The 11,969-nt window shown below is 57.8% G+C and carries 10 protein-coding genes; all 10 read left to right on the forward strand.

What is annotated here, in order from left to right; genetic code table 11:
* Positions 1-27: 27 nt before the first annotated feature.
* Entirely contained in the window at positions 28-966 is a 939-nt protein-coding gene (gene fabD / locus BLV11_RS11015; protein ID WP_091813756.1) for an ACP S-malonyltransferase, read from the forward strand.
* A 63-nt stretch (positions 967-1,029) separates the two neighbouring features.
* On the forward strand, positions 1,030-1,773 hold the full coding sequence (gene fabG / locus BLV11_RS11020) for a 3-oxoacyl-ACP reductase FabG (RefSeq protein WP_091813760.1): 744 nt from the start codon (positions 1,030-1,032) through the stop codon (positions 1,771-1,773).
* Positions 1,774-1,903: 130 nt separating this feature from the next.
* Positions 1,904-2,137, forward strand: a complete 234-nt coding sequence (gene acpP, locus BLV11_RS11025; protein ID WP_007154069.1) for an acyl carrier protein — start codon at positions 1,904-1,906, stop codon at positions 2,135-2,137.
* A gap of 109 nt (positions 2,138-2,246) precedes the next feature.
* Positions 2,247-3,488 (forward strand): beta-ketoacyl-ACP synthase II, encoded by a 1,242-nt coding sequence (gene fabF, locus BLV11_RS11030; RefSeq protein WP_091813763.1) that lies wholly within the window; start codon positions 2,247-2,249, stop codon positions 3,486-3,488.
* 6 nt (positions 3,489-3,494) lie between these two features.
* Positions 3,495-4,304, forward strand: a complete 810-nt coding sequence (gene pabC, locus BLV11_RS11035; protein ID WP_091813767.1) for an aminodeoxychorismate lyase — start codon at positions 3,495-3,497, stop codon at positions 4,302-4,304.
* A gap of 5 nt (positions 4,305-4,309) precedes the next feature.
* A complete protein-coding gene (mltG, locus tag BLV11_RS11040) occupies positions 4,310-5,365 on the forward strand; it encodes an endolytic transglycosylase MltG (protein ID WP_091813771.1) in 1,056 nt (351 codons plus the stop codon).
* Positions 5,362-5,985 carry a dTMP kinase gene (tmk, locus tag BLV11_RS11045; RefSeq protein WP_091813775.1) on the forward strand — a complete coding sequence of 208 codons (624 nt, stop codon included), beginning with the start codon at positions 5,362-5,364 and terminating at the stop codon, positions 5,983-5,985. The genes mltG and tmk overlap by 4 nt, the downstream gene beginning before the upstream one ends.
* Positions 5,986-6,105: 120 nt before the next feature.
* Positions 6,106-6,915, forward strand: coding sequence for a helix-turn-helix transcriptional regulator (locus BLV11_RS11050; protein WP_091813778.1), 810 nt, complete (start codon positions 6,106-6,108; stop codon positions 6,913-6,915).
* 190 nt (positions 6,916-7,105) lie between these two features.
* On the forward strand, positions 7,106-10,285 hold the full coding sequence (gene putA / locus BLV11_RS11055; protein WP_091813782.1) for a bifunctional proline dehydrogenase/L-glutamate gamma-semialdehyde dehydrogenase PutA: 3,180 nt from the start codon (positions 7,106-7,108) through the stop codon (positions 10,283-10,285).
* 101 nt (positions 10,286-10,386) lie between these two features.
* Entirely contained in the window at positions 10,387-11,862 is a 1,476-nt protein-coding gene (gene putP, locus BLV11_RS11060) for a sodium/proline symporter PutP (protein ID WP_091813786.1), read from the forward strand.
* Positions 11,863-11,969: the final 107 nt, after the last annotated feature.

Genomic DNA, 11,969 nt, shown 5'->3' on the forward strand with positions numbered 1-11,969 from the left:
CGAACATTGACGATAAGATTGCTAACTATGAAAACAGCCTTTATTTTTCCAGGTCAGGGTTCCCAATCGGTTGGTATGCTCAGCGATGCATCCGGGCATTGGCCCATTGTGGAGCAAACGTTTGCTGAAGCGTCAGCCGTGCTCGGTTACGACCTCTGGCACTTGTGTCAGAACGGTCCGGCGGAAGAGCTGAACCGTACCATGGTCACCCAGCCTGCGCTGCTGACCGCAAGTGTGGCGCTTTGGCGGCAATGGTTTGTGGCCGAAGGTCATAAGCCGGACTTTCTTGCCGGCCACAGTCTTGGTGAATACAGCGCTTTGGTCGCGGCAGAATCTCTGGATTTTGTCGATGCGGTCAAGCTGGTTCAGTTGCGCGGTGAGCTGATGCAGGGCGCAGTACCTGCTGGCGAAGGCCGGATGGCAGCAATTCTCGGCCTCGAGGATGCCGATGTGGTTGCGGCTTGTGAGGAAGCTGCCGCTGGCGCGGTTGTATCCGCAGTCAATTTTAATGCGCCTGGTCAGGTAGTGATTGCCGGCGAAACAGCGGCCGTTGATCGCGCGATTGAGGCTTGCAAAGAAAAGGGTGCCCGCAAAGCGATGCCGCTACCGGTCAGCGTACCGTCCCACTGCGCCCTGATGAAAGGTGCCGCTGAAGAACTGGCCAAGGCGCTGGATGAAGTCAGCTTTAATGATGCTGTCATCCCGGTGGTTCAGAATGTGTCGGCCGCTGTTTGTCAGGATCGCGATACGCTCAAGGCCAACCTGGTGAAGCAGCTGTACTCTCCGGTGCTCTGGACAGACTCTGTGCGCACCCTGACGGGGCAGGGGGTTTCCGTTGCGGTCGAGTGTGGCGCAGGAAAGGTGCTGGCAGGACTGATCAAGCGAATTGATCGCGGTCTGGCGGTTCATGGTGTTGAAACCCAGGATGCGCTGGATGATGCCCTCAAGGCATTTGCGCAGTCTTGAGCTATATTCTTGAGCTGGTCAGCCAGGCCTGATCAGCGACGTTAATATAACAGGGAGTTTTGCATGTCTCTAGCAGGCAAGATTGCGCTGGTTACCGGTGCGACCAGGGGAATTGGCAAGGCAATTGCTGATGCTCTTGCGGCACAGGGGGCCAAGGTTGTTGGTACTGCAACCACTCAGGCAGGCGCGGACGCGATCACGGATTACCTGAAAACGGCTGGTTATGATGGCTTCGGCATCGTCATGAATGTTGCAGACCCCGAGAGCATTGATGCGGGCCTGAAACTGGTTGCAGAGCAGGCCGGGGCGCCGCATATTCTTGTGAATAACGCGGGCATCACCCGTGATAACCTGCTGATGCGCCTGAAAGATGACGATTGGGCTGATGTGATCGAGACCAATCTGGCCAGCGTGTACCGGACCAGTAAAGCGGTACTCAGGGGCATGGCCAAGGCTCGCTGGGGTAGAATCATTAATGTCAGCTCCGTTGTGGCTGACATGGGGAATGCCGGGCAGGCCAACTACTGTGCGGCGAAAGCCGGGGTTGAAGGCTTTACCCGCAGTCTGGCGAAAGAAATGTCGAACCGTGGTATCACTGCAAACTGCGTGGCACCCGGATTCATTGACACCGATATGACCAAGAAGCTGGACGACAAGCAGCGTGAGGCTATGCTGGACATTATTCCGGCAGGACGATTGGGTCGGCCGGAGGAAGTGGCTGCTGTTGTTGCGTTTCTGGCTTCAGATGCGGCAGGCTACGTAACTGGAGAAACAATCCAGGTTAACGGTGGCATGTATATGGGATAATGCTTGTGCTGCATCGTCAAGAATTCCTTGTCGCACAAGACGTTAGAAAGTTTGTCTGCTTGTCTGCAGATAGGCTTTAAACTAAACTGGCAATCCGTAAATTGCTTGGTTGAAACAAAGTGAGGAAATTATGAGTACAGTTGAAGAGCGCGTAAAGAAGATCGTTTGCGAGCAGTTGGGCGTTAAAGAGTCCGAAGTACAGAACACATCTTCTTTTGTTGAGGACCTTGGCGCTGACTCACTGGACACCGTTGAACTGGTCATGGCTCTCGAGGAAGAATTCGAGACCGAAATCCCTGACGAGGAAGCGGAAAAGCTGGCCAGTGTTCAGGACGCGATCGACTACATCGTCGCGCACACCTGATACTCAGCTCGAGTATACGCCAAGCAGAAGCCGTCCTTTGCAGCGTGTGAGGGCGGCTTTTTTTTGGCCGTGATTTCTATTGGACTGAAGAACCTAGGTGAACGGTGTTATGGCTGAACGACGTGTTGTGATAACTGGACTGGGCATGCTTTCCCCACTCGGGAACAACGTTGCATCGTCCTGGGAAGGCATCAAAGCAGGACGCAGTGGTATCGGTCTGATCGACCGATTTGATGCTACGGACTACAACACCAAGATTGGCGGGGCGGTTAAGGATCTCGATCTATCTCCTTACCTGTCTCCAAAAGATGCCCGCAAAATGGATCCTTTCATCCACTACGGCTTGGTTGCAGCGCAAGAAGCGGTAGATAGCAGTGGCCTTGCGGATTTTGAATCACTGGATAAAGACCGCGTCGGTGTTGCCATCGGCTCAGGAATTGGTGGCCTCGAATTCATCGAGAAAACCGTGATTACCTTGGCGGAGAATGGACCGCGCAAAGTCTCGCCGTTTTTTGTACCGGCGTCCGTGATCAATATGATTTCCGGGAATGTCGCCATTCGCTTCGGCTATCAGGGCCCCAATATTGCCATTACCACGGCCTGTACCACCGGTACCCATAACATTGGTTATGCCGCACGCACCATCGCCTATGGCGATGCGGATGTCATGTTGGCGGGTGGTTCAGAGATGGCGACCACTCGTACCGGTATCGCAGCATTCTCTTCTGCGAGGGCTCTGTCCACTCGCAATGAGGATCCTGAGAAAGCCAGCCGGCCCTGGGATAAAGACCGCGATGGTTTTGTGCTCAGTGACGGTGCGGGCGTACTGGTACTGGAAGAACTTGAGCATGCCAAGCGTCGTGGCGCCGAGATTTACGGCGAGGTGGTGGGCTTCGGCATGAGCGATGATGCTTACCACATTACCTCACCCTCAGGAACCGGTGCTGAAAAAGCCATGCAAAACGCCTTGCGCGATGCGGGCCTTCAGCCGACGGACGTTGACTATATCAATGCCCATGGGACTTCCACCCAGGTTGGGGATGTTGCTGAGGTCAGTGCCGTTAAGAACGTCTTCGGTGATCATGCCTACAAGCTGGCCATGAGCAGTACCAAGTCGATGACGGGGCACCTCCTGGGCGCGGCAGGCGCGATTGAGGCGATTTTCTCATTGCTGGCTGTTCGCGAAGGAATTTTGCCTCCGACCATCAATCTGGATAATCCGGACGAAGGGTGTGACCTCGACCTGGTCGCCAATGAAGCCCGCAAAGCGGACCTTAAAGTGGCCCTGTCGAACTCCTTCGGTTTCGGTGGTACCAACGGCACTCTGATTTTCAGCCGTTACGAAGGCTGATGGCCGATGTTGTCCCTGGTCTGGGCTGAGTGTGACCCGCTGCCGGCAGGCGACCGGGGGCTGAGCTATGGTGACGGTCTCTTTGAAACCATTCGGGTTCATGGGCAGCGGTTGCTGCTGGGAGATCGTCACCTTACCCGGCTACACGAAGGTGCGCAGCGGCTGGGCATTCCTGTTGCCCGGTCAGATCTGGAGAGTTGCCTGGCAGAGGCTCTGGATCGTTACGCCCGTCCTGGCGACTGGGTACTCAAGCTGATCCTGACTCGCGGCGTCGGGGGCAGAGGCTATGTCCCTCCCGTGCCGTGCCAGCCCCGGCTCATTCTTTCTTGCCATGAGATGCCCGTCTTACCTGACCCCGCTGGAGTATCCGTTCAGCTTGGTCGTCATCCGCTGGCGGTAAATCCGGTGCTGGCGGGTCTCAAGAGTCTGAACCGACTCGACCAGGTAATGGCCAGTGCCGAGCTTGGCGCGGGTAATTACGAGGTGCTGATGACGGATGGTCACGGGCATCTGCTGGAAGGCACCCGCACCAATCTCATGCTGCGAGTGAGTGGCCAGTGGTTGATGCCGCCAATGTCGGCACTGGCGGTGCATGGGGTGATGCAGGCTGAGGTGAAAGCTCAGTTACAGGCTGCCGGTGAGGTGGTTCGGGAGCAGCCGTTGGACCTGTCGCTTCTCAGTCATCCACAGCTTGACGGTGTGTTCCTGATGAACAGCGTGACGGGTATTGTACCGGTGAGCAGAATTGATGACCGGGATTTGCCAATTGACGGTTCCCTTGCGACAATCTGCCGTCCATTGACCAGCCTGAAGTAACGCCCTTGTTTCGACGTCTGCTAGTTGCGCTTGCCTGCATCCTGATCCTTGCCCTTAGTGGAACCTCGTTATGGGTCTGGCAGGGACTGAAAACCCTGGATGCCCCCATTGTTCTCTCCGAACCCGAGCTGTTTGATGTGCCCAATGGCATGTCGTTTTCACAACTCGCCCGAAAAATGCAGGCCCAGGGCTTTGTGGAACGCTCCCTCTGGCTTCGGATTCACGGTCGCCTGTTCCCTGATCAGGCTCATATCAAGGCCGGAGAGTATGAATTCAGCGACGGCATGAGCGCCCTCGATATGATTCGGGCGATGGTCGACGGCGACACCAAGAGCTGGTCGATGCAGTTTATCGAGGGCTGGACGTTCCGTGACGTTCGGGCCGCGCTGGCCAACGGTTCCCGCCTGCGTCATCTGACGACGGACTGGACGGATGAGCAAATCATGAAGGAGCTCGGCGCTGAAGGGGAGCATCCCGAAGGCCGGTTTTTCCCCGATACCTACCTTTACCACAGCCAGGATTCGGATCTTGACGTGCTGCGGCGAGCGTTCGATACCATGAACCGTGTGCTGGAGCAGGAGTGGAGTGAGCGCGCCGAGGGTCTGCCTTATGACTCTGCTTACGAGGCGCTGATCATGGCGTCCATCGTTGAGCGTGAAACCGGTGTACCGTCCGAGCGCGGGGCCATCGCCGGCGTATTTGTCCGCAGGCTCGACAAAGGCATGCGGTTGCAGACGGACCCCACGGTGATCTATGGCATGGGGGACAATTACACGGGGCGCATCACGAGCCGCGATCTGCGCCGTTATACGCCTTACAATACATACAGAATCAATGGCCTGCCGCCAACCCCGATTGCCTTGCCCGGGCGCGAGGCCATTCATGCGGCGCTTCATCCCGCCGATGGTCAGGCGCTTTATTTTGTCGCCCGGGGTGATGGCTCCCACAAGTTCTCCAACAGCCTCAGTGAGCATCAGCAGGCGGTGCGGCAGTATCAGCTCAATCGGCGGGAGGACTACCGTTCGTCCCCGGCGCCATCAACCAGTGAGGTTCAACCGTGACACAGCGGGGCCGGTTCATTACGTTTGAAGGCGCAGAGGGGGTAGGGAAGTCGACCCAGATTGCCCTGGCGGCTGAGACCTTGCGGGCGACCGGCGTGGATGTCGTGGTGACCCGGGAGCCAGGCGGAACCCCTATGGCTGAGGCCATTCGCGAGTTGCTGCTGACGCCACGGGATGAACCGGTCAATGAAATCACTGAACTTCTGTTGATGTTCGCCGCTCGGGCGCAGCATCTGCACGGCCATATCCTGCCGGCTCTGGAACGGGGCTGCTGGGTATTGTGCGACCGTTTTACCGATGCCACCTTTGCCTATCAGGGCGCGGGGCGGGGTGTGCCAGAAGAGCGCATTACGTTGCTTGAAACCCTGGTGCAGCAGGAGATTCGCCCGGATGACGTGATCATCCTTGATGCCCCGGTTGAAATAGGAATGGCCCGGGCCACCCGCCGCGGCGAACTGGATCGCTTTGAGCAGGAAGAGATCGCGTTCTTTGAGCGAATTCGCGCCTGTTACCTGGCGCGGGCACGTCGATCGCCGCAACGTTATCACGTGATTGATGCCGCGCGTCCGCTCGACGAGGTGACAGCCAGTGTCACCTCGGTGCTAGACGGTTTGCGCTGACCGATCCGCTGATACCGCTGGCGCGGGCCATACGCACAAACCGTCGTTGAAAATGACGGGTTTATGACACAGACTGTTTTTCAACCAGTTTCAATTCCGTCTGTGTAGCGTTGTCGGCCTATGCTCAATGCCAGTCTGCTCAAGTTGCCTGAAGCATCTCATCAGCACCGCCATGAATACCACCAGTTGGTCATCGGTGTTCGAGGTCATGCGGAGCTGTGTGTTGATGGGCATGGCGCCTTGCTCGATACCTGGAGTGCCTGCCTGGTTCCGACGGACGTTCGCCATGATTACCGGGGCGATCAGCAGAATCATGTTCTGGTGATCAATCTCGATCCCTATATGCCCGCTCTTGGTTCCCCTGATCATGCCGATTACGATGGACTCTCAGCCCTGTTTGAGCGTCCTCGTACCATGGCCCTGGACAATCGGCTGCAAGGCCTTGTGCAGTTCTGTGCCGGAGAATTTGATCGCTGTCCGGACAACGAAGCGCTTCGCCGTCATCTGTCTGCCGGCATCCTCCATTGCCTGGTCGATCGTGTTGTCGATGAGGCTCCGGCGATAACGTCCAGTCGGACGGGCCTCAGCCCGGAGACCATTCGTCGCTATGTTATGGAAAACCTGCACCGCAAGATCACGGTACAGGACATGGCCAACGTGGCCTGCCTCAGTGTCAGCCGCTTCCATGAGATCTTCCGCACCCTCACCGGTGTTTCACCGCACCAGTTTCTGCTGCAGATCCGGTTGGATCAGGCTATTCAGCTGCTTGGCGGTACCCAGTTGTCGGTCTCCGAAATCAGCTACCGGACCGGCTTTTCCAGTCAAAGTGCGCTGACCAATGCGATGCGAAAGCATCGCGGTACGGTTCCTTCCAATCTTCGCCCCGGTCTCCGCGCCAACCACCTGCTTTCCCGCCATTCGACTGGCTGACTCTCCACTGCAGAGCCCGTTTTTTCAGCACAATCGGAGAGTTTTGCAAACAATCCGTAGGGATTTACAACCATCTTGGGTCAATAGCGACTAACTTTAGTAATTAAGCGATGCCGTTTGGCGGGTCTGTTTAATCGATGTTTATTCCCTGGAACCTGCGGAGCCTGGTACCAGGTCGGAGAAACCTCCCATGTTCAAGGCAAGCAGGGTACTCGAACCGGCGTTTCAGGAGCAGCCTCTGTCTGCATTCTGGCAGGGCATTGTCGAAAACTATGCCGTCGATGAGAGTGTTTACCTGAAGGAGATTGTCGCCATTGCACAAAGCGATGCTGCGGAGCTCCGTGATGTGACGGATATTGCTACGCGGCTTATTCATCAGGTGCGGGAGCAGGAAGACTCCGTGCACATGATTGACGCGCTGTTGCAGGAATACAGCCTTGATACCCACGAGGGAATCCTGCTGATGTGCCTTGCTGAGGCGCTGATGCGCATCCCGGACAAGCACACCGCAGACGCCCTGATTGAAGATAAAATGTCCATGGCGGACTGGAACCGGCACGTCGGGCGCAGTGATTCGACGCTGGTCAACGCGTCCACCTGGGGGCTGATGCTCACCGGCCGAGTGGTCAAGCTCGACAAGCGGCTGGACGGCTCACCCACGAATATCTGGAAACGGCTGGTCAAACGCAGTGGCGAGCCGGTCATCCGCAGCGCCATGTACAAAGCGATGGGGATCATGGCCCGGCAGTTTGTGCTGGGCCGGGATATTCACGAGGCGCTGAAGACGGGTGCCGGCTATCGCGACCGGGGCTACACCTACTCATTTGATATGCTCGGCGAGGCGGCGATGACCCACGCCGATGCTGCCCGCTACCACGCCGATTATCGCAAGGCGATTGCCGCGGTGGGTGACGACCGCTATCCGGCTGACGGCGCTCTGCGACCTTCCATCTCTATCAAGCTTTCCGCACTTCATCCCCGGTATGAGGCCTCTCAGGAAACCCGGATTCTGACGGAGTTGTACGACTCCGTTGTTGGGCTGCTCAGGTTCGCCCGGGAGAAATCGATTGCCATTACCATCGACGCCGAGGAAATGGACCGCCTGGAGTTGTCGCTGAAGCTGTTCGAGAAACTGTATCGGGCGCCGGAGATTAAAGGGTGGGGTGGTCTTGGCCTCGTTGTTCAGGCTTACTCAAAGCGGGCCCTGCCAGTGTTGTGCTGGCTGACCAGGCTGGCCCGGGAGCAGGGTGATGAAATTCCGGTGCGCCTGGTAAAAGGCGCCTACTGGGACAGTGAGATCAAGCTGTGCCAGCAACTGGGTCTGCAAGGGTACCCCGTGTTTACCCGCAAGGAGGCCACCGATGCGTCCTATCTGGCATGCCTGCGTTACCTGCTCAGTGATTACACTCAGGGTGCACTGTATCCGCAGCTGGCCAGTCACAATGCACACACGGTAGCGTCGGTCATTGCGATGGCTCGTCATAAAAAGCGCCGGATCGAGTTTCAACGTCTGCATGGCATGGGAGACGCGCTCTATAACGCGGTGCTGAAGGACTATGACTATCCGGTGCGAATCTATGCTCCGGTGGGGGCTCACAAGGATCTGCTGCCTTATCTGGTCCGTCGATTGCTCGAAAATGGTGCCAATTCGTCCTTCGTCCACCGGCTGGTCGATGCCGAAACACCGGTTGATACGCTGGTGCGTAATCCGGTTCAGGAGCTCACCAGGCACCGTTCATTGCCCAACGACCGGATCGCGTTGCCCAGGGCGATCTACGGAGGGCAGCGGAAAAATGCCCGGGGCATCAATCTCAACGTTGAACACGACCTCACCCCCTTGATGACCACGCTTGGCCACTGGGCTGACGCTCGCTGGGAAGCTGGCCCGCTTATCGACGGACAGCGCCGCCCGGATGGTGAACGCAAGGCCGTGTGCTCCCCCCAGGATCTTGATCGACTGGTGGGGCACGTGGTCTGGTCGGGTAAGGATGACGTCGAGCAGGCTCTGGCGGCCGCCCATCGTGGATTTACCGACTGGAGTGAAAAGCCGGCCGATGAGCGGGCAGACTGTCTTGAACGATTTGCTGACCTGTTGGAAGCGAACTTTGCAGAGTTGATGGCCATCTGTTGTCGGGAAGCCGGCAAGAATCTGCAGGACAGCATTGACGAAGTTCGTGAGGCGATCGATTTCTGCCGGTATTACGCAATTCAGGGTCGCGCCCGTTTTGGTGTCCCGATGGCGTTGCCCGGACCGACAGGGGAGAGCAACGAGCTCTACCTGGAGGGGCGTGGCGTATTCCTGTGTATCAGCCCCTGGAATTTCCCGCTGGCCATTTTCACCGGCCAGATCATGGCCGCGCTGGTTGCAGGCAATACGGTTGTCGCCAAGCCGGCCGAGCAGACGTCGCTGGTGGCTCACCGCGCGGTTGAGCTGATGCTGGAGGCGGGGTTTCCGCCAGGGGTGATCCAGTTGTTGCCTGGTGACGGCGAGGCTATCGGTGGTCAGCTGACTCCAGACCCTCGAATTGCCGGTATCGCGTTTACCGGTTCTACCCAGGTCGCCCATAGTCTTAACCGGGCTCTGGCTCAGCGGGAGGGGGCCATCGTTCCGCTGATTGCCGAAACCGGTGGCCAGAATGCCATGATCGTTGACAGCAGTGCGCTGCCGGAGCAGGTGGTCCGGGATGTGATTCAATCGGCGTTTGCCAGTGCTGGTCAACGCTGCTCCGCCCTGCGGGTTCTGTATCTGCAGAAGGATGTGGCTGACCGTATCGAGGAACTTCTCGCCGGGGCCATGCAGGAGCTTTCAGTGGGGGATCCTGCGCTGGCCAGTACCGATGTGGGACCGCTCATTGATGGCGAAGCCCTGACCAACCTGAAGGCCCACCTGGACGAACTGGACGCCACCAGCCGCCTCATTGCCCGTGCGCCGCTTCCAATGGTGTCTCAGCCGGCTCACTTCCTGGCGCCGGTGGCCTACGGCATCGACTCGATGAAGCAGCTCACTCAGGAGCACTTTGGCCCGGTTCTTCACGTTATTCGTTATGCCGCGGACGATCTGGACGCGGTCATTCGTGAAATCAACGAGGCGGGCTATGGCTTGACCCTCGGAATCCATAGCCGTAGCGAGAGCACTGCGGCCTACATCGAAAAGAAGGTCAAGGTTGGCAACACCTACATTAACCGCAACCAGATCGGCGCGGTGGTTGGGGTTCAGCCTTTTGGAGGACGGGGCCTGTCTGGTACCGGCCCGAAAGCAGGTGGTCCGCACTATCTGTTGCGATTTGCGACAGAACGGTCGCGGACCATCAATACCACGGCAGTCGGAGGGAACGCGTCACTGCTATCACTCGGAGTGGAAAAGATTTGATGCTGCTTTCGCCGCTGGCGCCCTTTGTGCCAGGGCATGTATGCATCTGATACGACAACCGACAACAACTAGCGAGCACAGCGCATTGGGAGACAAATATAATGACTGATGGCAACTTGGGCGTAAGCCTGACATTCCTTGTCTATATTCTATTGATGTTGGGTATTGGTTACGTTGCCTATCGGCGCACGTCCAATCTGTCTGACTATATACTCGGCGGGCGCAGCCTCGGGCCCCTGCCGTCGGCACTCAGTGCAGGAGCTTCCGACATGAGTGGCTGGCTGCTGCTCGGGCTTCCTGGCTACGCCTATGCCGCCGGCTATGAGGCTATCTGGATTGCGGTAGGGCTGCTGGCAGGTACCTGGTTGAACTGGCTGTTTGTGGCCAAGCGCTTGCGGACCTATTCTCTTGCCGCAGGCGACTCCCTGACCCTGCCATCCTTTTTCGAAAACCGTTTCCACGATACATCCCGCATCCTGCGGGTGGTGTCGGCGTTTTTTATCCTTCTGTTCTTCCTGTTCTACACCAGTTCGGGTCTGGTCGCCGGAGGCAAGCTGTTCGAGACCGTGTTTGGTCTGAACTATTCCACCGCGGTTATTGTCGGAACCCTGGCAGTGGTGTCCTACACCTTCTTCGGCGGGTTTCTTGCTGTTGCCTGGACTGACGTCATCCAGGGGCTGTTGATGTTTGCGGCCCTGCTGCTGGTTCCGATCATGGCGATCCAGGCTGATGGCGGCTGGGGTGCAACTCAGGCGGCCATGGAGCTGAAGAACCCGGAATTCCTCAATGCCCTGACCAGCAGCGATGGCTCTGCCATTTCGCTGATTGCCATTCTGTCCCTGCTGGGGTGGGGGCTGGGCTACTTTGGTCAGCCTCACATCCTGGCTCGTTTCAAAGCCATTCGCAGTGAAGCGGATATCCCGATGGCCCGCCGTATCGCGGTGATCTGGAGTGGTATGGGCTTGCTGGGTGCGTTGCTGGTCGGCTTTGCTGCCATCGGTTACTTTGAGACGCCGCTGGAAGACGGTGAGCGTGCATTCATGCTTTTGGTCGATGCTCTGTTCCATCCGGTAATTGCGGGTATCCTGCTGGCTGCGATTCTGGCGGCGGTGATGAGCACGGCAGATTCGCAGTTGCTGGTGTCGTCCTCAGCGCTGGCTGAAGATTTCTACAAGGCGCTGTTCCGTCGGGAGGCGTCCCAGGGTGAGCTGGTCTGGGTTGGCCGCTTTGCGGTGATGGGGATCGCTATTATTGCCTGTATCCTGGCGTTCAATCCGGACAGCAAGGTGCTTGAGCTGGTGTCCTACGCCTGGGCCGGGTTCGGCGCTGCCTTTGGTCCTGCGCTGATCTTGTCCCTCTACTGGAAGCGCATGACCCGTGCAGGGGCGGTAGCGGGTATTATTGTCGGCGGTGCGACCGTAGTGATCTGGGGTAACCTGTCGGGAGGCATTCTCGACCTCTATGAGATCATCCCGGGATTCATCCTGGCGACCATTTCGATTGTTGTGGTTTCTCTGGCGGGCGCTGAGCCTCCCCGTGAAGTGCAGGAGTCGTTTGATCGTGCCATGGGTTCCTGATTGGCCCCGGTAAGCTATCGAAACGAAAAAGGGCCCTGAGCGGGCCCTTTTTTTATGGGCTGCCGGATACGGGGCACAAAAAAACGCCAGCCCGGAGGCTGGCGTTT

The sequence above is a fragment of the Marinobacter mobilis genome, from assembly GCF_900106945.1.
GTDB classification, from domain to species: Bacteria; Pseudomonadota; Gammaproteobacteria; order Pseudomonadales; family Oleiphilaceae; genus Marinobacter; species Marinobacter mobilis.